This window comes from Micromonospora sp. HUAS YX12, assembly GCF_040215685.1.
In the GTDB taxonomy this organism is placed as follows: domain Bacteria; phylum Actinomycetota; class Actinomycetes; order Mycobacteriales; family Micromonosporaceae; genus Micromonospora; species Micromonospora tulbaghiae.
The window spans coordinates 5,415,389-5,435,511 of sequence record NZ_CP157974.1 but is presented as its reverse complement, the minus strand read 5'-3'; the positions used below and the strand labels follow the sequence as shown (position 1 = coordinate 5,435,511).

The following is a 20,123-nucleotide window of genomic DNA, read 5'->3' as shown; positions in this document are numbered from 1 at the left end:
GGCGGCGGCACCGACACGTCCGGCGCAGCGCACGGGCCGGCGTGGCCGGATGCCGTCAGCGAGCGGCGTGCGGCACGGACTCCGTCCGCCGGTCGCCGCCGGAGCGCTTGAGCAGGAACACCCCACCGCCGACGAGAACGAGGCTGAACACGATTCCGAACAGGTTGCCCTCGGCGAGGGTGGAGAAGATGCCGAGCAGGCCGAAGATGACGGCCACACCCCCGACCAGACGCATGAGGTAACGACCGACTGACTTGCCCCGTGAATCCACCATGGACTCCCGTCTACCCCTGCCCCCGCGCCACCAAACGGGCGACCGGTCCGGCGGGGCACCGGTGCAGTAGGGTCGCGCGGTGACCGCCTACGACATCGCCGCGAAGCTGCCGGGCATCGACCTGCTCAGGCAGCGGTGCCGGGCGCTCGCGGTCCTGGAACGCCTCCTCGACGAAGGTCACCCCTACTACGCCTACGACCCGGCATGGGGAGCTGACGAGGCGGCGCTGATGAGCAACGGCGGCGGGGACGAGTGGGCTGTGGTGTTCGCCCCGGAGGGAGCCTTCATCCGGGTCTTCGACCACGAGTCGTCCATGTCGCCGTATGCCGACGACGACCTCGAACTGTGGCCGGGCCTGCTCGACGGCCTGCCGGCGCAGTTCCATCGGCTGGTCGAGGAGCCCGCGTTCGGCGACGAGGGCCGGTTCGTCGCCACCGCTGTCCTGTGGCGGCTGGCCGGCGACGACCGCTGGCACGCCGGCCAGGGAATCGACTTCCCCCCGTCGCGCGGGCCGTACGACGACACCGGACCGGACGGGTCACCGATGTTGGAGATCCTCTGCGACGACGTCGTGGACGAGTTCGTGGAGTTCGCCGGCGAATACCACGAGGTGGCACTGGATCGGGACGCGGTCGCAGCCGTCGTCGCCCACCGGCCGCTCACGGAGGCGTTGGTGCGGGCCGTGAACCCGGAGGCGTCCCTCAGCGCGGTCCGTGCCGACGTCGAGAACATGGGTTACCCGGTCGCCTGAGAGCGCTCGGTCAGCGGCCGGCGAGCAGCCGTTCGCGGACCTCGCGGCGCAGGATCTTGCCGATCTGGGAGTAGGGCAGCTCGTCGACGACCACGACCCGGCGCGGCACCTTGTACCCGGCCAGGTGGGTGCGGCACGAGGTCCGGATCGCCTCCGGCGTACCGGCCACCGCCGGGTCGACCACCACCGCGGCGACGACCTCCTCACCGTCGTCGGTGGGCATCCCCACGGCGGCGGCCTCGCGTACGCCGGGGACGCGGCGCAGCGCCTCCTCCACCTCGGACGGGTAGACGTTGAAGCCGCCGGTGATGATCAGCTCCTTGATCCGGTCGACCACCGTCACGAAGCCGTCGGCGTCCATGGTGACGATGTCGCCGGTGCGCATCCAGCCGCCGGGCAGCAGCACCTTGGCAGTCTCCTCGGGCCGGTGCCAGTAGCCGGAGAACACCTGCGGGCCGCGGACCAGCAGCTCACCGGCCTCGCCCGGCGCGCGGTCGCGGCTCGGGTCCTCCGGGTCGACGATGCGCACGTCGGTGGAGGGGAACGGCACGCCCACGGTGCCGGGGCGGCGGGCCGGCGCGACCGGGTTGCCCACTGTGATCGGGGACGTCTCGGTCATCCCGTACCCCTCGACCAGCAGGCCGCCGGTCACCTGCTCCCACAGCTCCACCGTGGCCGGTGGCAGCGACATCGCGCCGGAGATCGCGTACCGGATGGAGGTGAGGTCGACGCCGCGTTCGCGGGCGACGGTGGCCAGCTTCGCGTAGACCGGCGGCACCGCGGGCAGGAACGTCGGCGGGCGGCGGCGGACCGCGTCGAGCACCTGGTCGGCGTCGAAGCGGGGGAACAGCACCAGCGTCGCCCCGATGCTCACGGCGAAGGTGAGGCAGAGCGTCAGCCCGTAGGCGTGGAACAGCGGCAGCACCGCGTACACCGTCTCCGCGCCGTCGCGCAGGCCGGGCACCCAGGCCCGGCCCTGCGCGGCGTTGGCGCGCAGGTTGCGGTGAGTCAGCACCGCGGCCTTGGGCTCGCCGGTGGTGCCGCCGGTGTACTGGAGCAGCGCCACGTCCCCGGCCTCCGGCGCGGGATGCCCGGCGGGCAGCGGCCCGGCGGCGGCGACCAGGTCCGACCAGGCCAGGGCGCCGGGCGCGGGGGCGGTCATCGCGGCCCGGGCGGCGCGGACCTTCGGCAGCGGCACCCGCAGCGCCCACCGCTTGAGCCGCGGCAGCACCGCGGTCAGGTCGACCGCCACCACGGTACGCACGGCGCCGCGTCCCGCCACCGGCGGCGCGACCTTGTCCCATGCGATCGCGACTGTGGCACCGTGGTCGGTGAGCTGCCGGTCCAGCTCGTCGGCGGTGTAGAGCGGGTTGTGCTCGACGACCACCGCGCCGAGGCGCAGCACGGCGTAGAACGCGACCACGTGCTGCGGGCAGTTCGGCAGCACCAGTGCCACCCGGTCGCCCGGGCCGACGCCGAGCCGGCGCAGCGCCTCGGCGGCGCGCGCCACCTGGCCGGCCAGCTCGGTGAACGTGGTGGTGGCGCCGTAGAAGTCGAGCGCGACCCGGGGACCGAACCGTCCGGCCGCCTCGGCGAGCAGGTCGACGAGTGAGCCGTCCGGCTCGGCGATCTCGGCCGGCACCCCGGGTGCGTAGCTACGGGTCCAGGGTCGCTGGGCGGTCGCGTCCATCGCCGTTACTCCTCGTCCGCGCGGATGACGCCCCCAGCCTAACTTAACCGCCCGGTAACCTACGCTCACGTAGGTTGCCGGGTGGGTCAGACTCTCCGCACGTCAGCGTCGGCGGGTCGAATGCTGGTGCACCACCCGCCGGCCCTGCACGATCCCGAAGATGATGACCGCGGCGAGCGCGATCACGCCGATGATGACGAGCCAGCGGACCGCCTCCAGCAGCAGCCCGAGCAGGATGAGCACACCGGCGACCACGCCGACCACCCAGAGCAACGCGCGCATGTCCCAGCCTCCAGTCGTACGGTGGGCCGTGCGCTTTCCCGCTGCTCGTGCGGCCATGCGCCGCCGGGCGGTTCAGTGCCGGGCCACGTACACGGTGTTCGCCGCCTCCCGGCCCTGCAACGGGTTCGGGAACCGGACGACGTGCGCCACCGAGGTCGGGAACACCTCGGTGAGCGTGCGCTGGAACGCCGTGTCGGGCGGGTCGTTCGACCACAGCGCGAAGACCCCCTCCGGGTGCAGCAGCGCGGCCAGCCGGCGCAGCCCGTCGACCGTGTAGAACGGGGCGTGGCTGGGGTGCAGCACCTGACGGGGGGAGTGGTCCACGTCCAGCAGCACCGCGTGGAAGCGGCGCCCGGGCTCGTCGGGGTCGAGAGCGCCGGCGGCGACCGCGGCGAAGAAGTCCGCCCGGACGAACCGGGTACGCGGATCGGTGGCCAGACCGGCGGCGAACGGCAGCAGATCCCGCCGGTGCCAGTCGATCACGTCCTCGATCGCCTCGACCACCACCAGCGACCGCACCCGGGGATCCTCCAGTGCGGTACGCGCGGTGTAGCCGAGGCCGAGCCCGCCGACCACCACGTCCAGCGCGTCACCGGCGAGCGGGGCCAGCCCGAGCCGGGCCAGTTCGATCTCCGCGACCGGGAAGGCGCTCGACATGAGGTACTCGTCGTCGAGCTTCACCTCGTACACCTCGGAGCCCAGTGCCGGGTCGCGGCGCCGCCGCAGGCTGATCTCGCCGATCGGCGTCTCACGCCAGGCCAGTTCCTCGAAACGCGCGCCCACCCGGTGTCCTCTCCGCCGATCCGTCCCCGGATGCTACCGGCCGGTCCCGGCCCGGCCCGGCGAAACGACGGGGGCGGCGGTCAGTCGGCGGGGCGGGTGGCCACGACGACGGTGTCCAGCGCGTCGACGGTGCCGCCGTCGGCGTCCGGGACCGGCCGGCGGGTCGTCTCGGCCCGCTGCACGCGCAGCCCGGCCAGCCCGTCGACCACCGACTCCGGCGTGAGCAGCACGTCCGGGTCCTGCGGGCCGCCGATGCCGCCGGAGAGGTTGGCCAGGTCGTGGCCCACCACCACGAGCGTGCCGCCGGGGCGCAGCGCGGACTTCGCCGCGGCGAGCACCCCGGCGAACTCCGGCGCGGGCAGGTGCAGGTAGCTGATCAGCACCAGGTCGTAGCTGTTCGGCACCGGCCGGTACGCGGTCACGTCCGCCACCCGCCAGTCGACTGTGACACCCCGCGCGGCGGCCAGCTCCCGCCCCCGGTCCACGGCCACCGCGGAGAAGTCCACCGCGTTCACCCGCCAGCCCTGACCGGCCAGCCAGATCGCGTTGCGGCCCTCGCCGGCGGCGATGTCCAGCGCTGACCCGGGAGTCAGCCCGGCGACCGACTCGACCACGAAACGGTTGGGCTCAACGCTCCACACCAGTCCGGGCGTGCCGGCGTACCGGCTGTCCCAGGCGCTGCTGTCCACTGTGGTTCCTCCTCCGGCGGCCCCACACCGCCACGGTGACCGTACCGGCCACGGCAAGCACTCCCACGGCGAGTCCCCACACCGGCGGCAACTGCTGCGCGAGCACGAACACGCCCATCACCACGACGAACCAGCCGAACCCCCGGCGCAGCAGGCCGGCCGGGATCCGGCCGGCGATCCGGCCGCCGAGCAGGCTGCCGACGACGGCGGCGGCGGTGACCCCGGCGGCCAGCCCCCAGTGGATCTGCACGCTGGACAGGTAGCCGGCCAGGCCGGCGAACGACTTCATCGCGATGACGACCAGCGAGGTGCCGACCGCGACCGGCATCGGCAACCCGCCCAGCAGGGCCAGGGCGGGTACGACCAGGAAGCCGCCGCCCGCGCCGACGAGGCCGGTGACCAGGCCGACGACCACGCCGTCTCCGACCACCCGCAGCACCGGCAGCTCGCACGGCGCCGGCCGCCCCTCGGCGGACCGGCTGCCCCGGAGCATCGCGACCGCGGTGGCGAGCATCATCAGGGCGAACCCGGTGAGCAGGACGCCGGCCGGGACGAACTCGGCCAGCCGGCCGCCCGCGTACGCGCCGGTCATGCCGGCCAGGCCGAAGATGAGCCCGGTGCGCCAGCGGACCCGGTTCGCGCGGGCGTGCGGCAGCACGCCGACGGCGCTCGTCACGCCGACGACGAGCAGCGAGGTGGCGATCGCCTCCTTGGCGGGCAGACCGGCGACGTAGACCAGCAGCGGCACGGCGAGGATCGACCCGCCGCCGCCGAGCAGACCCAGCGTCACGCCGATCAGCACCGCGCCGGCCAGCGTGAGCGCGAGGGTGGTCACTTCCGGATCCCGTCGCGCAACTGCCCCACGATCGTGTCGAGGTCGCAGCTCGCGCCGCGGTTGTAGGGCAGCTTGCTCAGCAGCATGCCCATGGCGCAGGTGTTGGTGAGCGCGGCGAACGTGAGGCCCGCGCCGATGAACGCGGCGACCCACTTCAGGCCGGGCACGAACACCGACCCGGCGACGGCGGCGAGCACGATCGAGCCGGCGACGAGGCGTACCTGGCGCTCCAGGTCCCAGCGCGACCGGCCCTGGTTGACCGGGGCGTCGGTGGCCTGCCAGGCCAGCATGCCGCCGTCGAGCACCTTGACGTTGGGCAGGCCGACGGTGCCGAGCGCCTGACCGGCCTGGCTCGCCCGGACGCCGGAGCGGCAGATCAGCACCACGTCCTCGTCCAGGTGGCCGCGCAGCTCCGCGCGGTGCTCCCGGAGCAGGTCCAGCGGCACGTTGTACGCGCCGGGGATGTGCGCCGCCTCGAACTCGCCGGGCGTGCGCACGTCGAGCATCCGGGGCGTACGGCCGGCGGCGATCAGCTCGCGCAGGGTCGCCGCGTCGATGGTGGTGGGGGTGGTCGTGGTCATGCTCTGTCTCCTTCACGGGGTGTTTCCGGGCAGGGTCGGGCGCCGGCCGGCGTAGGGACACGCCGGCCGGGCACTCGGGGAGGGGTCAGGCGGTGGGCGCCATGCGTACGCCGGCCGCCTCGGCCCGGCCGTACGAGTCGTCGATCAGCACCACGTCGCGGCCGGCGTTGGCGAGCAGGGACGCGGCGGCGGTGGCCCGGTAGCCGGAACCGCAGTGCACCCAGATCGTTCCGGCGGGGATGTCGGCGAGCCGCCCGGGCACGTCCGGCAGCGGCACGTGCACCGCACCGTCGATGTGCCCGGCCTTCCACTCGTTGGTCATCCGCACGTCGAGGACGACCTGCGGCTCGGGCAGCCCGGCCGGGGTGTTCCCGGCCTGCGCGGCGGCGAGCGCGCCGAAGTCGGCCACGGGCAGCTCACGCAGCTGCGACGGGTCGCCGGTCCACTGCTCGGGCTCGCCGGTGGCCTGGGCCGCCGGGCGGTCGATGCCGATGCGCACCAGTTCCCGCTGGGCGTCGGCGACCTGCTCCGGGGTCTGCGCCAGGAACGTGATCGGCACACCCCAGTCGATCAGCCAGCCGAGCCACGTCGACATCGGACCGTCCAGGCCGAGGCTGACGGTGCCGGCCAGGTGCGAGGCCGCGTACGCCTTGCGGTGGCGCAGGTCGACCACCCACTCGCCGGCGGCGATGCGACGGCGCAGCTCGCCGGCGTCGGCGCGGGCCACCGGCGTGAGGTCGACCGGGGCGGGACCGGCGGCGTTGGCGACGCCCATGTGGGCGTAGTACGCCGGGTAGGCGTCCAGCCCGGCCAGCGTCTCGGTGACGAACCGGTCGGCGGCCAGCCGCAGCACCGGGTTGGCCTCCTTCTCCCGGCCGATCGTCGACTCGGGCGCGTCGGCCTGGCTGGCCGAGCAGAAGCTGCCGAAGCCGTGCGTGGGCCACACCTGCGCGCCGTCGGGCAGCAGGTCGGCCAGCTTGCGCGCCGAGGCGTGCTGGTGGTGCGCCAGCTCGTGCGCGTACTGCTGGCCGAGCAGGTCGGTGCGGCCGGTGGTGCCGAACAGCAGCGATCCGCCGGTGAACACGCCGGCCGGCGTCCAGCCGCCGTCGGTGGCCTCGTCGATCGCGTACGACAGGTGGTGGAAGGTGTGACCCGGGGTGCCGATCACCCGCAGGCGCATCGTGTCCGACACCGGCACGGTGTCGCCGTCGGACACCGGGGTCCGGTCGAACTCCACCGTGTCGGCGGCGGCCACCAGGTACCGCGCGCCGGTGATCCGGGCCAGCTCCAGGCCGCCGGAGACGTAGTCGTTGTGGATGTGCGTCTCGACCACGTGGGTGATCCGCACGCCCGCGGCGCCGGCCAGGTACAGGATGCGGTCGATGTCGCGCTGCGGGTCGACCACGATCGCCACCCGGCCGTCGGAGGCGAGGTAGCTGCGGTCGCCGAGCGAGGAGGTCGCGATGACGGACACGTCGAGAGTCATGCCGTTTCCTCTCATTGCCTATATACCCCGGGGGGTATGCGTGGGACAGTCTGCGGCCTGGGTCTCCAGGCAGGTGTTTACCCGCCCGCGTCGCTGTCACACGGCGCGGGCGGGACTCAGCCGGTCAGGCGGGCGCCGTCAGGCCAGGGACAGGAAGAGCTTCTCCAGCTCCTCCTCGGTCATCTCCGGTTCCTCGCCCGCCTGGCGGGCGGCGTCGCAGTAGCGCATGCCGGAGGCGATGATCTTGAATCCGGCCCGGTCGATGGCCTTGGAGACCGCCGCCAGCTGGGTCAGCGCGGCGCGGCAGTCCTCGCCGTTCTCCATCATCTCGATGACGGCGTTGAGCTGCCCCCGGGCCCGCTTGAGCCGGGTCAGCGCGTCGCCGGTCATCTCAGGTCGAAGCTTCACGTCCCACCTCCTGCCCCCAACATACCCCAGGGGGTACCCGATCCGCCACCGCCCCTGCGCCGAGCCTCGCTGATCTTGCACTTGGTGTCCGTAGCATGCCCTTTGTGCCCTGTTTGTCGGGGCGGTAAGTGCAAGATCAGCGGGGGGAGGGGTGGGCGGAGGGGACACGGAGGGTCTTCGGGGGAGTGACGGAGCGTCTATCCTGTGCGCCGACCATCCCGGCGGGAAGGGATCAGATGGCGTCGCGGCAGGACCAGCTCCACTCGTACCAGTTCACCGTCCAGCGGGCGGTCGCCGCGCTCGTCATGCGGGAGACGGACCCGCCGCAGTCACCGTTCCGCCGGCTGGCCGGCGCGGGGCTGGCGAGCGTCCTGGTCGCGGCGATCGCGCTCGGCGGCGTCGCGCTCTACGGCCTGTTCACCGGCGGTGGTGACTCGTGGCGCGATACCGGCGCGGTGATCGTGGAGAAGGAGTCGGGTGCGCGGTTCGTCTACCGGGACGACAAGCTGCACCCCGTGCTCAACTACGCCTCCGCGCTGCTGATCATCGGGGCGGAGCGTCCGAAGACGGTGCTGGTCAGCCGCCGCGCCATCGACGGGGTGCCGCGCGGCCTGCCGCTCGGCATCGCCGACGCGCCGGACTCGCTGCCCGCCTCGAACCGGCTCGTCCGCGACGGCTGGACGCTCTGCTCGGTGACGGGCGACGAGGCCGGGCGCGGGGAAACCGGACGGCCGGGCGCGGGGCGCGGCGAGGCCCGGTCGGTCCTGCTGATCGGGCGGGAGGCCACCGGCGGCCGGGCGCTCGGCGACCAGGGCCTGCTCGCCCGGCACCCGGACGGCGGCCTGCACCTGCTCTGGCACGACCGGCGCTACCTGCTGCGCGACACCGACCGGGTGCTCGCCGCGCTCGCCGCCACCCGGGAGCGGGCGGTGCCGGTGGCGGCGGCGCTGCTGAACACGCTCCCGGCCGGCGCCGACCTGGCCCCGCCGCCGGTCGGCGACCTCGGCGAACCGTCCGAGCGGGTCACCGGCGCGACGGTGGGCGACGTCTACCTGGTGCGCAACTCCGGCGGCGGGCGGCAGTACGCGGTGGCCCAGCGCGGCGGGCTGGCCGGCATCACCGAGTTGCAGGCCGCGCTGCTGCTGGCCCGCACCGGCCAGGGCGAGCCGGAACCGATCACGCTCGGCCGGTTCGCGGCGCTGCCGAAGCTGCCCGGTCTGGTGCCCGGCGGGCCGACCGCGCCGCCCGCCGTACCGCCCCGGCTGGCCGCCGCCGAGGGTGCCCTCTGCGCGCGGGCCGGCGACGACAGCGGCGTACGCGAGATCCGCCTCGGCGTCACCGCGCCGGACCCGTCCACCGCCGCGCGGGCGCCGGGCGGCCGGGCCGGGCTCGCCGACGAGGTAGTGGTGGAGCCGGGACGCGGCGCGCTCGTGGAGGCGGTGCCCGCGCCGGGCGCGACCGGCGGCGCGATCTGCGTGGTCACCGACCTGGGCCGGCGGTACGCGCTGACCGGCGCCGACGTGCCCGGCATGCTCGGCTACGCGGGCGTGCGCCCGGCGCGGCTGCCGGCGGGCCTGGTGGACCTGCTGCCCGCCGGCAGCCCGCTCGACCCGGAGGCCGCCCGCACGGTCGCCGCACCCGCCTGAGCGCCGCGCGTCCGGCTCGGACGCCCAGGCGCTGGCCGGGCCCGAGCCGGGCCGAGCCGGGCCCGAGCCGGGGCCGAGCCGAGCCGGGCCGAGCCGGGCCGAGCCGGGCCGGAAAGAGCAACGGGTCAGCCGGCGGGGCGGCGCAGCACCGTCACCGCGAAGTCGGCGTCGTCGCGCCACGGCCGCAGGTCCCAGGTGGCGAAGCGGTGCTCGGGGCGCAGCCCGGCGGCGATCGCGTCGGCGTCCAGGTCGGCCACCGGGTAGCCGCGGTCGGTGGCGAAGCCGACCACCACCAGCCCGTCCGGGCGCACGTGCGCGGCCACGCGGGCCAGCACGTCGCGCTCGGTGCCGGGGGCGACGAAGACCATCACGTTGCCGGCCAGCACGGCGGCGTCGAACGGCTCGGCCTCGCCCTGGGCGGCCAGGTCCAGCTCGGCCAGGTCGGCGACCAGGAAGCGGGGGCCGGGGTGGTCGGCGCGGGCCGCCTCGACCAGCGTCGGGTCGGCGTCCACGCCCACGACGTCGTGCCCGCGTGCGGCGAGCGCGGCGGCGACCCGGCCGGTGCCGCAGCCGGCGTCCAGGACGCGGGCGCCCGGCGGTACGAGCGCGTCGAGCAGCCGCGCCTCACCGGCCAGGTCGGCGCCCTCGGCGGCGAGCTGGCGGAAGCGGTCCACGTACCACTGTGAGTGGCCGGGTTTCGTGTCGGTCACCCAGCGGGTCGGCTTGCCCATGGGGCCACCGTAGCTGATCTTGTGGGACCGGGTCAGGCGAGCGCCAGGAACGTGCCCGCGGCGAGCGGCCCGCCCAGCGCGACGCCGGCCAGCACCTGCGGCCAGGTGTGATCGCGCAGGCGTACCCGGGACCATCCGACGGCCGCGACGAGCGCCCAGCCGACGTGCGCCGCCGGGCCGGCCAGCGGCACCAGCACGGCGACGGTGGCGGCCGCGACCGCCGCGTGGATGCTCAGCTTCCACCAGTGGTTCACCAGCGTGCACGCCGCGCCGACCACGAAGACCACCACGATCACGGCGAACAGTTCGGCGGGCGCGCGTACCGCCGCCAGCAGCAGCAACCCGGCCGCCACCGAGGCCAGCCCGATCGACAGCGGCCGGGCCCGCTGGGTCCGGTCGCCGACGTGCCGGTCGGTGAGCCGCCCCCGGCGTACGCCGTGCACGAGCACGCCGATCGGGATGACGGCGCAGAACGTCAGCGCGATGCCGCCCCAGAGCAGGAACTGGCCCGCCGAGCGGCTGACCCGGGCGGCGGCGATCAGCGGCAGCGCCGTGACCAGGACGGTCGGGGCGAGCGCCTCGGTGAGCAACCGGGCCGCCCGCGCGCCGGCCCGGCGCTCCCGTGATGCTCGCACCCGATCATCCTGACACGGACGCTCAGCCCTTCTCGGCCCCGCTGGTGAGTCCCTCGGTGAGCAGGCGCTCCCCGGCGAAGAACAGCACCACGATCGGCAGCGTGAGGATGACCGAACCGGCCATCAGCACGGTCTTGGGCACCTCGACGCCGTCGGCGAGCAGCGACAGCCCCAGCGACACGGTCCACCGGTCCGGCCGGTCGACCAGGAACAGCAGCGCGAACAGGTACTCGTTCCAGGCGATCATGAAGTCGTACAACGCGACCGCCATCACCGACGGCGCGGCCAGCGGAAGGCTGACCCGGCGGATGATGCCGAGCCGGCCGGCGCCGTCGATCGCCGCGGACTCCTCCAGGCTGACCGGGATGGTCTCGAAGTAGTTCTTCATCATGTAGACCGACACCGGCAGCGTCTGCGAGATGTAGACGAGCACCAGCCCGGTCAGCGACCCGCGCAGCCCGGCCCGGGTGAAGACCACGAACAGCGGGATCGCGATGACGATCGACGGGAACAGGTAGACCGCCAGGAACAGCGCGCTGACCTGCCGGCGGCCGAAGAACCGCAGGCGGGACACCGCGTACGCGCCGGGAATGGCGATCACCAGGGTGAGCGCGGTGGCTGCGAGCGCCACCAGGCCGCTGTTGCGGATGAACGTGAGGAAGCCCTGGCCGCCGTCGGAGACGGACTTCAGCACCTCGGCGTACGTGGCGACGGTCAGCTCGCCGAACGGCACCCAGAGCGAGCCGGGTTCCAGCAGCAGGCGTTCGATCGGGCGTACCGACAGCACCAGCATGTACCAGAACGGCAGCAGCGTGACCACCAGGAACCCGGCGATCACCAGCCGGCGCAGCCAGCGCAGGCTCACCGTCTCGATCCGGTCCCGGTCCATCACGCCTCCCGTCGCGCGCCGAAGAAGCGCAGGTAGATCGCCACGAACACGAGCAGCACCACGGCCAGGACGACCGCCTGGGCGGCCGCCGCGCCGATGTCGGTGCGGGCGGTGAGGAACTGGTAGACCCGGACGCTCACCACCTCGGTGCCGGCCGCTCCGCCGGTGAGCAGGTAGACGTCGTCGAACTTGTTGAACGTCATGATGAACCGCAGCACGCCGATCAGCGCGATCACCGGCATGAGCTGCGGCAGCAGGATGTGCCGGAACCGCTGGGTGGGTGTCGCCCCGTCGACCCGGGCGGCCTCCTCCAGCTCACCCGGCACCGCCTGGAGCCGGGCCAGCAGGAACAGGAAGGCGAACGGGAAGTAGCGCCACGCCTCGAACGCGATCACCGTCCACAGCGCGGTGGACTCCTGGGACAGGAACGGCACCGGCGCGTTCCAGCCGAGGAAGCGCCGCCCCCAGTCGTTGACGATGCCGAGCTGCGGGTCCAGCATCACCTGCCAGACGAACGTCATGGCGACCACCGGCGCCACGTACGGCAGCAGCATCGACGCGCGTACCAGCGTGCGGCCCCGGAACGGCCCGCGTACGGCGAGCGCCGCCGCCAGGCCGACCACTATCGAGCCTGCGGTGCCGCCGACGCTGTAGACCACCGTGGTCCAGAGCGTGTCGGCGAAGCCGGGCGTGTGCAGCACCCGGTCGATGTTGTCCAGGGTCAGCTCGCCGAACAGGCCGGTCTTGCGCAGTGTCGCCAGGCGTACCCGCTGGAAGGCCAGCACCACCGTCCAGACGATGGGTATGCCGATCACCGCGACCACGACGAGCAGGGTCGGGGTGACCAGCGCGAGCCCGGCGCGGGACTCGCGGCGGCGCAGCGTCAGCGGGCGTCGGCCGGGTCGGCGGGGCCGCTCCGGTGCGGGGGAGCGGCCGGCCTCCGGCGCGGTGGTGGTCAATTGACGCCCTTGGCTATCGCCTCGACGTCCTTGCGGGCGCGTTCGGCGGCGGCGCGGGCGTCGGACTTGCCGCCGACGACGTCGGCGAGCGCCTTGGGCACCGGCAGTTCACCGAGGATGGCGCCGACGAGCTTGCCCTGGTTCTCGGTCAGGCCCCAGCGCTGGAACGTGTCCGGGCTGCGCCGCAGCGTGGCCAGTACGTCCTCGCCGTAGACCTCCGACAGCGGCTTCTTGGTGTCCACGCCGGCCGGGCTGGTGTTCCAGGCGGTCCGGAACTTCTGCCGGTCCTCCGGCGTGCCGGTGCGCACCGGGAAGCGCCCCTCGGGGGACATGCCGAACCAGCGCGGATAGCCGTCGGAGAGCATGTACTCCACGAACGACTTCGCCGGGTCGGCGGCGCCGTCGAGCACGGCCCAGGAGCTGACCTCGCCGTACTGGGCCGGTTCGGTGCCGTTGGGGCCCTTGATCGCGGTGACGAAGCCGCTGTTCTTCGCCAGCCAGGCCGGGTCGGACTGGCACTGCGGGCACGTCGGGCGGGCGTCGGCGCGCAGCCCGGCCAGCTCGTCGAGGATGAACGGCGACCAGATCAGCATGGCCGCCTTGCCGGCGAAGTAGGTGGCCCGGGTGGTGTCGACGTCCTGGGCGCCCTTGACCGAGTTGTTCCGCATCAGGTCGCCGTAGAAGCGGAACGCCTCGACGCACTCGGGGGAGTCGAGCGTGACCTTGCCGGAGTCGTCGGTGAGCCGGCAGTTGTTCGCCAGCGCCAGGTGCTCGAACGTCTGCTGGGTGAACACGTCACCGGGGGCGGTGGCCGCGGTGATGCCGGCGACGCCGCCGGTGTTCAGCTCGGCCGCCGCGGCGGCGATCTTCTCGTACGTGTCGGGCGCCGGCAGGCCGGCGGCGGCGAACAGGTCCTTGCGGTAGACCAGCAGCTGGCCCCACCCGTCGCTGGGCACGGCGAGCTGCCTGCCGCCGTCGCTGGTGAGCTCCAGCGCGCGGGGCGTGAACGTGTCCCGGCCGAGCCGGTCGACGACGGTGCCGTTGGCGTCGGCGTCGAGGAGTTCGTTGGCGGACAGCGTGCGCACCCCGGCGAGGGAGACCGAGCCGACCACGTCGGGCAGGTCGCCGGCGGCGGCGCTGGAGGCGATCAGGGACGGGAACTGGTCCTCGTTGACGGTGACCAGGTTGACCTGGACGCCGGTCTTGGCGGTGTAGTCGGCGATGATCGCCTTGGTGGCGGCGACGCGGTCCGCCACGTCTTCCAGGCTCCAGACGGTGATCCGGGAACTGTCGGATTTCTGCCCGTCGTCGCTGCATGCGGCCACGCTGGTCCCGGTCAGTGCCAGGATCAGGCTGATTGCGAGCCGCCGCGTGGAGGGTGATGACATCGGTGGCACTCCTCTCGAAAGAGCACGGCCTGCCGCTAATACCCATCGATTCATCAATCTAATCACATATGCCCATTTTTTGGGTTAGAATCGGGGTCGGCACTTCTCTCGGAGCGACGCCATGAGCAACTGGGTTGTCTCTCTGGCCGGGCCCCGGCACGTACGCCTGGAGCCCTGCCCCACGGACCGGCTCGGTCCGGGCCAGGTCCGCGTCCGCACCCGTTACTCGGGCATCTCCGCCGGCACCGAACTGACGCTCTACCGGGGCAGCAACCCGCGCCTGCGCAAGGACTGGGACGCCGGCACCCGCATGTTCGTGCCCCGCCAGGCCGCGCCCGCGTACCCGGTGGTGGGTTTCGGATACGAGGAGGTCGGCGAGATCGTCGAGGTCGCACCCGACGTGGCCGCGCGGCGGCCCGGCCAGCTCGTCTGGGGCATCTGGGGGCACCGCGCCGAGGCGGTGCTCCCCGCGACGGCGGCGCATCCGCTGTCACCGGGCCTCGACCCGCTCGCCGCCGTGTTCGCCCGGCCCGGCGCCATCGCGCTGACCGCCGTGCTCGCCGGTGACCTGCACCTGGGCGACTGGGTGGGCGTGTTCGGGCAGGGTGTGATCGGGTTGCTCGGCACCCGCCTGGCCGCGCTCTCCGGCGCCCGCGTGGTCGCCGTCGACCGGATGCCCGGCCGGCTCGCGCACGCCACGCGGCTCGGCGCCCGCCGGGTGGTCGACGCCGCCGCCGACTCACCCGCCGCCGCGCTGCGGGCCGCCACCGACGGCCGGGGCGCCGACGTCTGCCTGGAGCTGTCCGGGTCGTACCCGGCGCTGCACGAGGCGATCCGCGCCACCGCACCCGCCGGGCGCGTGGTCGCGGCCGGCTTCTACCAGGGGTACGCCCACGGGCTGGAACTCGGCGAGGAGTTCCACCACAACCGGATCCAGCTCGTGGCCGCCCAGGTCTCCGGGCCGGACCCGGCACCCGGCACGGCCGGCCGGTGGTCCGGGACGCGGATCGCGCACACCTTCATGGACCTGGTGGCCGAGGGCAGCGTCGACCCGCTGCCGCTGGTGAGCCACGTCGTCGACGCGGGCGCGGTGGCCGACGCCCTGGCGTTGCTCGACCGCGGTGACGGTGACGTCCTCCAAGTGGTGCTGAGGTTCTGATGGACATTCCGCTTGCCTGCCAGGAACAGCTGCTTCCCGGCGCCGACCTGACCCGGAAGTACGCCCTCGCCGTCTCCCTCGGCTACCAGGGCGTCGAACTGCGCGGGCGGGGCGGCCTCGCCCTGGCCCGGCGGCTGCCGGAGCTGCGCCGAGCCCGCGCCGCCGGAGTGGTGATGCCGACCGTCTGCGTCGAGATGGACCACTTCATCGGCGACTTCGACCCGGACCGCTCCCGCCACGCGGTGCGCAACCTGCGCTCCCAGCTCTCGGTGATCGCCGAGCTGGGCGGCGTCGGCGCGATGACCCCGGCCGCGTGGGGCATGTTCTCCCGCCGGCTGCCGCCGTTCGAACCACCACGCTCGGCCGACGACGACCGGCGGGTGCTCGTCGACGCCCTGGGCGAGCTGGCCGGGCACGCCCGCGCCGAGGGGGTCACCGTGTTCCTGGAACCGCTCAACCGGTACGAGGACCACATGGTCAACCGGCTCGACCAGGCGGTCGAGCTGTGCCGCGCGGTCGGGTCACCGGCGCTGCGGGTGGCCGCCGACACGTACCACATGAACATCGAGGAGGACGACCCGCACGCCGCGCTGCGCGCCGCCGCGCCGTACCTCGGGCACGTCCAGGTCAGCGACTCCAACCGGCACCAGCCCGGTGCCGGGCACCTGGACTGGGGCGCGTTGCTGGCCACGCTCGACGCGATCGGCTACTCCGGCTGGCTGGCGCTGGAGTGCCGGCTGCGCGGTGAGCCGGTCGCCGCGCTGCGCCAGGCCGCCACCGTGCTGGCGCAGGCCCGTCCGCGGCGGGCCGCCGCATGACGCTGACCACCGGGGTACGCGCCGGCGCCGACCGGCACGCCCGGCTGCGCCGCCTCGCGCTGGCCACCCTGGACGCCAACTGGGAACACGACCACACGGTCCCCTCCCGCACGCTCTACCCGCACCAGTGGAGCTGGGACTCGGCGTTCATCGCGATCGGCCTGGCCCACGTCCGCCCCGACCGGGCCTGGCGGGAACTGCGCACGCTGTTCGCCGCCCAGTGGGTCGACGGGCGGGTGCCGCACATCGTGTTCAACCCCGCCTCGCGCGCCGGGCCGTACTTCCCCGGGCCGCAGTTCTGGGACTCGGCCCGCGCCGACGGCGCACCGGCCCGGCCCACCTCCGGGATCGTCCAGCCGCCGGTGCACGCCCCGGCCGCCTGGCTGGTGCACCGCCACGCGCCCGGCGAGGCGTCGGTGGCCGCGCTGCGCCGGCTCTACCCGAGGCTCGTCGCGCAGCAGCGCTACCTGACCGGGCGACGCGACGCCGGCGGCGGCGGGCTGGCGTCGATCGTGCACCCCTGGGAGTCCGGGCTGGACAACAGCCCCGCCTGGGACGCGCCGCTGGCCGCGGTGCCGGCCGACGAGGCGGTGATGCGCGCGTACCGCCGGCACGACACCGCGCACGCCGACGCGGCGCAGCGCCCCACCGACCTGGACTACGCGCGCTACGTCGCGCTGGTGGACAGCTATCGGGCCGGCCGCTACCGGGACGAGGGACTGCTCGGACGGCACCCGTTCCTGGTGGAGTGCCCGCTGGTGAACGCCGCGCTCGGCGTCTCCGAGTACGCGCTGGCCCGCATCGCCACCGTCATCGGCGCCGACCCGGGACCGCACCGGGACCGGGGTGCCCGGATCACCGAGGCGCTCGTCACCCGGCTCTGGGATCCGGTCACCGGCACGTTCCGTCCCCGCGACGTCCGGGCGGACCGGCTCGTGCCGGCCCGGACCGTGCTCGGGCTGATGCCGCTGGCGCTGCCGGAGCTGCCCGCCGCGCAGGTGTCAGCGCTGCTGGCCGAGGCGTGCTCCCCGCGTTTCGGGCTGGCCGCCCGGATGGACCGGCCGCTGCCCACGTACGACCGCACCGCGCCGGACTTCGAGCCGCTGCGTTACTGGCGCGGCCCGAGCTGGGTCAACACGGGCTGGCTGCTCTGGCAGGGTCTGCGTACCCACCGCCGCGCCGATCTGGCCGCCGGGCTGCGCGAGTCGCTGCTCGACCTGGCCGACCGGGCCGGCTGCCACGAGTACTTCCACCCGGACACCGGCGCCGGTCTCGGCTCACCGGCGTTCAGCTGGACCGCCGCGCTGGTGCTGGACGCGCTCGCCCAGGAGTGACACCGTCGGCCACCTCGTCGGCGGGCGGCTCGGCGGTCAGCAGCCCGGCCGGCACCGGCTCGACCTCCACCCGGCAGTCGTGGAACGTGGGCGCCTCGCCCAGGTCGGTGTCCCGGACGGCGGTGACCGCGTTGACGGTGGACCGCCCCGGGCTGCGCCGCGCCCAGTACGCCTTGTACGTGAACGCCAGGCCGGGCCGGGCCGCCTCGTCCACCGCGACCGCGGCGAGGAACGCGCCCCGCTCGTTGTGCACGCGTACCGCGTCGCCGTCGGCGAGCCCGCGCGCCGCCGCGTCGGCCGGGTGCAGGTGCACCCGGGGCGGCCCGGCGCGGCGGGTGTGCCACGGCAGCGAGGCGAACGTGGAGTTCATCAGGTAGCGGTTGGCCGGGGTGAGCAGCGTCAGCGGGAACCGGCGGGCCAGCTCCGGGTCGGCCGCCTCGGCTGGTGGCGTGTACCCGGGCAGCGGGTCCACCCCGAGCGCGGCCAGCGCCGGGTCGTGCAGCCGGGCCCGGCCGTCCGGTGTGGGGAAACCACCGTCGGCGTACGGCGCGGAACCCACCGGCACACCGGTGAGCCGGGCGTACGTGCGCTCGCGCAACTCCTCGTACGTGATCGGGGCGCCGGCCAGCAACTGCCGGGCCAGATCCTCGTCGCTGTCCCGGAACGCCGGGTGGTCGATACCGAGCGCGGCGGCGATCCGCCGGAAGATCTCGGTGTTCGGCAGCGCCTCGCCCGGCGCGCGGGTCACCGGCAGGTTCAGCGTCGTGTAGTGGTGCCCGTAGGACGTCTGGAGATCCAGGTGCTCGGGCTGCATCGTCGCCGGGAGCACCACGTCGGCGTAGTCGCAGGTGTCGGTCCAGCGCTGCTCGAGCACCACTGTGAACAGGTCCGCGCGGCGCAGCCCGGTCAGCAGCCGGGCCTGGTCGGGGGCGGTCGCCGCCGGGTTGGCGTTGAACACCACGAGCGAGGTGACCGGCGGGTCGGCCTCCCCGGTGAGCACGGCGGCCAGCCGGCTCATGTTCAGCGACCGGGCCGGCGGGGCGGGCATACCGGCCGGCCGGATCACCGGGCCGTTGTCGACCGGGTGGTGGCCGCTGGTGGTCACCAGCGCCCCGCCGCCGGGGTACCGGAAGTCGCCGGTGACCAGCGGCAGCGCGCAGATGGCCCGGATCGCCTGCCCGGCGCCGTGGTGCCGTTGCAGGCCCAGCCCGACCCGTACCGCTGTCGGGCGGGTGGTGGCGATCCGGTCGCCGAGGCGGCGTACCGTCCCGGCGGGCAGGCCGCACTCGGCGGCGGCCCGCTCCACCGGCCAGTCGTCGAGCCGGGCGGCCAGCTCCGGCCAGCCGGTGGTGTGCGCGGCCAGCCACGCCTCGTCGGCCGCCCCGGCGTCGCGGACGTGCCGCATCAGCCCCAGCGCGAGCGCCGCGTCGGTGCCGGGCAGCGGCGCGACGTGCTCGTCGCTGCGGGCCGCCGTGTCGGTACGCAGCGGGTCGATCGTCACCACGTACGCGCCGCGCTCGCGGGCCTGCTGCACGAACGGCCACAGGTGCAGGTTGGTGACGAGCGGGTTGGCGCCCCAGAGCACGATCAGTCCCGCCTCGACGATCGACTCCGGCTCGAAGCCGACCGAGGCGCCGTAGAGCGAGCGCAGCGCCGCCCGCGCCGCCGCCGTGCAGATGGTGGTGTCCAGCCGGGACGCGCCCAGGTGGGCGAAGAGCCGGGGCCCCAGGGTCCAGCCCTGGACCAGGCCCATGGTGCCGGCGAAGTAGTAGGGCAGCACCGACTCCGGGCCGTCCCGCTCGATGCTCGTCCGCAGGCCGGTGGCCACCCGGTCGAGGGCCTCGTCCCAGCTCGCCGGCCGGTACGCGACCCGGCCGGCGCCCTTCGGGCCGGTGCGGACCCGGGGCGTGGTGAGCCGGTCCGGTCCGTTCACCGCGTCCAGGTAGCGGTTCACCTTGCCGCAGAGCGCGCCCCGGGTGAACGGGTGGTCGCGGTCGCCGCGCAACGCGACCGCCCGGCCGTCGTCGACGGTGAGCTGCCAGACACAGGTGTCCGGGCAGTCCAGCGGGCAGGCGCCGGGATGGGTGGTGGCGGGGGCCATGGGCGGATGCTACCCACGCGACCGGCCACCTGCGCTCCGGCTTTTCCGCCTCCCGGTGGGTGGGGCGTTTGGCCGGCGCCCCGGCGGGTACCCGCCGGGGCCGACCGCGGTGGCGTGGTGCCGCCGGCGGCGAGGGGAGGGGTGGGATGCGGTTCCCCCTGTTCGTCGAGGCGGTGTCGCGGCGGGCCGAGTTGCCCGCGGACGAGGCCGCGACCGTCTCCCGTGCGGTGTTGCAGACCCTCGCCGACCGGATCACCGCGGACGAGGCGACGGACCTGGCCGCGCAGCTGCCGGACGACGTGGGCGGCTATCTGGAGCCCGGCGGCACGGCCACCACCGGCGGCGCGGTGGACTTCCTGTATCGGGTGGCCGAACGGGCGGCGGTGGACCCGGCGGTCGCCGAGGTGGGCGCGGTCGCGGTGCTCGCCACGCTGCGCGACACGGTGACGGTGGGGGAGTTCCACGACCTCGTCGCGCAGCTCCCGAAGGGCTTCGACGCCATGGTGGACCCCATCCCGCGCCCACCGTACGATGTCTGAGCAGGCTCCCCGCGACCCGGGTTGAGCTGCGGCACCGAGGCCCTCTGCGGCGAAGATTCCACGGCCTGGAAGTATTTTCACCGTAAAATAACTTGCCGCTCGTCACGTACGCTGTAAAACGTCTACGCGCTAGAGGGATGATCGG

The 20,123-nt window shown here is 74.3% G+C and carries 21 protein-coding genes; 6 read left to right on the top strand and 15 right to left on the bottom strand.

From position 1 onward, the window contains the following. Positions 1–55 precede the first annotated feature (55 nt). Entirely contained in the window at positions 56–235 is a 180-nt protein-coding gene (locus tag ABIH81_RS25855; RefSeq protein ID WP_349877469.1) for a hypothetical protein, read from the bottom strand. A gap of 118 nt (positions 236–353) precedes the next feature. Here ABIH81_RS25855 and ABIH81_RS25850 point away from each other — a divergent pair, with 118 nt between their 5' ends. Further along, the gene (locus ABIH81_RS25850; RefSeq protein WP_349877468.1) at positions 354–1,025 is read left to right on the top strand and encodes a hypothetical protein; all 672 of its coding nucleotides are present in this window, start codon (positions 354–356) and stop codon (positions 1,023–1,025) included. A 10-nt stretch (positions 1,026–1,035) separates the two neighbouring features. Here the strand turns inward: ABIH81_RS25850 and ABIH81_RS25845 are convergent, their stop codons facing one another. The 8 genes from ABIH81_RS25845 to ABIH81_RS25810 all read right to left on the bottom strand — a co-directional run bounded on the left by ABIH81_RS25845 (position 1,036) and on the right by ABIH81_RS25810 (position 7,779). Beyond that, a complete protein-coding gene (locus tag ABIH81_RS25845) occupies positions 1,036–2,715 on the bottom strand; it encodes a long-chain-fatty-acid--CoA ligase (protein ID WP_349877467.1) in 1,680 nt (559 codons plus the stop codon). 102 nt (positions 2,716–2,817) lie between these two features. Next, complete coding sequence (locus ABIH81_RS25840; RefSeq protein WP_349877466.1) at positions 2,818–2,997, bottom strand: hypothetical protein; 180 nt, start codon at positions 2,995–2,997, stop codon at positions 2,818–2,820. A 72-nt stretch (positions 2,998–3,069) separates the two neighbouring features. Beyond that, positions 3,070–3,780 carry a spermidine synthase gene (locus ABIH81_RS25835; protein ID WP_349877465.1) on the bottom strand — a complete coding sequence of 237 codons (711 nt, stop codon included), beginning with the start codon at positions 3,778–3,780 and terminating at the stop codon, positions 3,070–3,072. An 80-nt stretch (positions 3,781–3,860) separates the two neighbouring features. After that, positions 3,861–4,469: a class I SAM-dependent methyltransferase gene (locus ABIH81_RS25830; RefSeq protein ID WP_349877464.1), complete on the bottom strand. Its 609-nt coding sequence runs from the start codon at positions 4,467–4,469 to the stop codon at positions 3,861–3,863. Beyond that, positions 4,408–5,304, bottom strand: a complete 897-nt coding sequence (locus tag ABIH81_RS25825; RefSeq protein WP_349877463.1) for a sulfite exporter TauE/SafE family protein — start codon at positions 5,302–5,304, stop codon at positions 4,408–4,410. Before ABIH81_RS25825 ends, ABIH81_RS25830 begins: the two co-directional genes overlap by 62 nt. Continuing rightward, entirely contained in the window at positions 5,301–5,885 is a 585-nt protein-coding gene (locus ABIH81_RS25820; protein ID WP_349877462.1) for a rhodanese-like domain-containing protein, read from the bottom strand. Before ABIH81_RS25820 ends, ABIH81_RS25825 begins: the two co-directional genes overlap by 4 nt. Before the next feature lie 85 nt (positions 5,886–5,970). After that, complete coding sequence (locus ABIH81_RS25815) at positions 5,971–7,371, bottom strand: MBL fold metallo-hydrolase (protein WP_349877461.1); 1,401 nt, start codon at positions 7,369–7,371, stop codon at positions 5,971–5,973. Positions 7,372–7,509: 138 nt separating this feature from the next. Further along, the gene (locus tag ABIH81_RS25810) at positions 7,510–7,779 is read right to left on the bottom strand and encodes a metal-sensitive transcriptional regulator (protein ID WP_120570221.1); all 270 of its coding nucleotides are present in this window, start codon (positions 7,777–7,779) and stop codon (positions 7,510–7,512) included. Between the two features lie 236 nt (positions 7,780–8,015). Here ABIH81_RS25810 and eccB point away from each other — a divergent pair, with 236 nt between their 5' ends. After that, positions 8,016–9,425 carry a type VII secretion protein EccB gene (gene eccB, locus ABIH81_RS25805; protein ID WP_349877460.1) on the top strand — a complete coding sequence of 470 codons (1,410 nt, stop codon included), beginning with the start codon at positions 8,016–8,018 and terminating at the stop codon, positions 9,423–9,425. A 125-nt stretch (positions 9,426–9,550) separates the two neighbouring features. On the opposite strand, the gene ABIH81_RS25800 is transcribed toward eccB, so the two are convergent. Genes ABIH81_RS25800 through ABIH81_RS25780 form a run of 5 tightly spaced genes read right to left on the bottom strand, consistent with a single transcriptional unit; the run spans position 9,551 to position 14,027 of the window. Further along, positions 9,551–10,156: a class I SAM-dependent methyltransferase gene (locus tag ABIH81_RS25800; RefSeq protein ID WP_349877459.1), complete on the bottom strand. Its 606-nt coding sequence runs from the start codon at positions 10,154–10,156 to the stop codon at positions 9,551–9,553. A 32-nt stretch (positions 10,157–10,188) separates the two neighbouring features. Continuing rightward, positions 10,189–10,791: a phosphoesterase PA-phosphatase gene (locus ABIH81_RS25795; RefSeq protein WP_349877458.1), complete on the bottom strand. Its 603-nt coding sequence runs from the start codon at positions 10,789–10,791 to the stop codon at positions 10,189–10,191. A gap of 22 nt (positions 10,792–10,813) precedes the next feature. Further along, on the bottom strand, positions 10,814–11,680 hold the full coding sequence (locus ABIH81_RS25790; protein ID WP_349877457.1) for a carbohydrate ABC transporter permease: 867 nt from the start codon (positions 11,678–11,680) through the stop codon (positions 10,814–10,816). Further along, positions 11,680–12,639, bottom strand: a complete 960-nt coding sequence (locus ABIH81_RS25785) for a sugar ABC transporter permease (protein ID WP_349877456.1) — start codon at positions 12,637–12,639, stop codon at positions 11,680–11,682. Before ABIH81_RS25785 ends, ABIH81_RS25790 begins: the two co-directional genes overlap by 1 nt. After that, positions 12,636–14,027 carry an extracellular solute-binding protein gene (locus ABIH81_RS25780; protein WP_349877455.1) on the bottom strand — a complete coding sequence of 464 codons (1,392 nt, stop codon included), beginning with the start codon at positions 14,025–14,027 and terminating at the stop codon, positions 12,636–12,638. The genes ABIH81_RS25785 and ABIH81_RS25780 overlap by 4 nt, the downstream gene beginning before the upstream one ends. 121 nt (positions 14,028–14,148) lie before the next feature. Between ABIH81_RS25780 and ABIH81_RS25775 the strand changes: the two genes are divergently transcribed. Genes ABIH81_RS25775 through ABIH81_RS25765 form a run of 3 tightly spaced genes read left to right on the top strand, consistent with a single transcriptional unit; the run spans position 14,149 to position 17,338 of the window. Further along, positions 14,149–15,186, top strand: coding sequence for a zinc-binding dehydrogenase (locus ABIH81_RS25775; protein WP_349877454.1), 1,038 nt, complete (start codon positions 14,149–14,151; stop codon positions 15,184–15,186). Then, positions 15,186–16,004 (top strand): sugar phosphate isomerase/epimerase family protein, encoded by an 819-nt coding sequence (locus ABIH81_RS25770; RefSeq protein WP_349877453.1) that lies wholly within the window; start codon positions 15,186–15,188, stop codon positions 16,002–16,004. The genes ABIH81_RS25775 and ABIH81_RS25770 overlap by 1 nt, the downstream gene beginning before the upstream one ends. Beyond that, complete coding sequence (locus tag ABIH81_RS25765) at positions 16,001–17,338, top strand: hypothetical protein (protein WP_349877452.1); 1,338 nt, start codon at positions 16,001–16,003, stop codon at positions 17,336–17,338. Before ABIH81_RS25770 ends, ABIH81_RS25765 begins: the two co-directional genes overlap by 4 nt. Here ABIH81_RS25765 and ABIH81_RS25760 read toward each other — a convergent pair. Further along, a complete protein-coding gene (locus ABIH81_RS25760; RefSeq protein WP_349877451.1) occupies positions 17,292–19,439 on the bottom strand; it encodes a molybdopterin-dependent oxidoreductase in 2,148 nt (715 codons plus the stop codon). The genes ABIH81_RS25765 and ABIH81_RS25760 overlap by 47 nt on opposite strands. Positions 19,440–19,585: 146 nt before the next feature. On the opposite strand from ABIH81_RS25760, the gene ABIH81_RS25755 reads away from it, so the two are divergent. Then, on the top strand, positions 19,586–19,978 hold the full coding sequence (locus tag ABIH81_RS25755) for a DUF2267 domain-containing protein (RefSeq protein WP_349877450.1): 393 nt from the start codon (positions 19,586–19,588) through the stop codon (positions 19,976–19,978). Positions 19,979–20,123 lie beyond the last annotated feature (145 nt).

Excerpts from the sequence above, each read along its gene's own strand:
- ABIH81_RS25790 (WP_349877457.1), bottom strand. The coding sequence starts at position 11,680 with ATGGACCGGGACCGGATCGAGACGGTGAGCCTGCGCTGGCTGCGCCGG.
- ABIH81_RS25765 (WP_349877452.1), top strand. The coding sequence starts at position 16,001 with ATGACGCTGACCACCGGGGTACGCGCCGGCGCCGACCGGCACGCCCGG.
- ABIH81_RS25855 (WP_349877469.1), bottom strand. The coding sequence starts at position 235 with ATGCGTCTGGTCGGGGGTGTGGCCGTCATCTTCGGCCTGCTCGGCATC.
- ABIH81_RS25760 (WP_349877451.1), bottom strand. The coding sequence starts at position 19,439 with ATGGCCCCCGCCACCACCCATCCCGGCGCCTGCCCGCTGGACTGCCCG.
- ABIH81_RS25770 (WP_349877453.1), top strand. The coding sequence starts at position 15,186 with ATGGACATTCCGCTTGCCTGCCAGGAACAGCTGCTTCCCGGCGCCGAC.
- eccB (WP_349877460.1), top strand. The coding sequence starts at position 8,016 with ATGGCGTCGCGGCAGGACCAGCTCCACTCGTACCAGTTCACCGTCCAG.
- ABIH81_RS25840 (WP_349877466.1), bottom strand. The coding sequence starts at position 2,997 with ATGCGCGCGTTGCTCTGGGTGGTCGGCGTGGTCGCCGGTGTGCTCATC.
- ABIH81_RS25755 (WP_349877450.1), top strand. The coding sequence starts at position 19,586 with ATGCGGTTCCCCCTGTTCGTCGAGGCGGTGTCGCGGCGGGCCGAGTTG.
- ABIH81_RS25845 (WP_349877467.1), bottom strand. The coding sequence starts at position 2,715 with ATGGACGCGACCGCCCAGCGACCCTGGACCCGTAGCTACGCACCCGGG.
- ABIH81_RS25775 (WP_349877454.1), top strand. The coding sequence starts at position 14,149 with ATGAGCAACTGGGTTGTCTCTCTGGCCGGGCCCCGGCACGTACGCCTG.
- ABIH81_RS25820 (WP_349877462.1), bottom strand. The coding sequence starts at position 5,885 with ATGACCACGACCACCCCCACCACCATCGACGCGGCGACCCTGCGCGAG.
- ABIH81_RS25780 (WP_349877455.1), bottom strand. The coding sequence starts at position 14,027 with ATGTCATCACCCTCCACGCGGCGGCTCGCAATCAGCCTGATCCTGGCA.
- ABIH81_RS25815 (WP_349877461.1), bottom strand. The coding sequence starts at position 7,371 with ATGACTCTCGACGTGTCCGTCATCGCGACCTCCTCGCTCGGCGACCGC.
- ABIH81_RS25800 (WP_349877459.1), bottom strand. The coding sequence starts at position 10,156 with ATGGGCAAGCCGACCCGCTGGGTGACCGACACGAAACCCGGCCACTCA.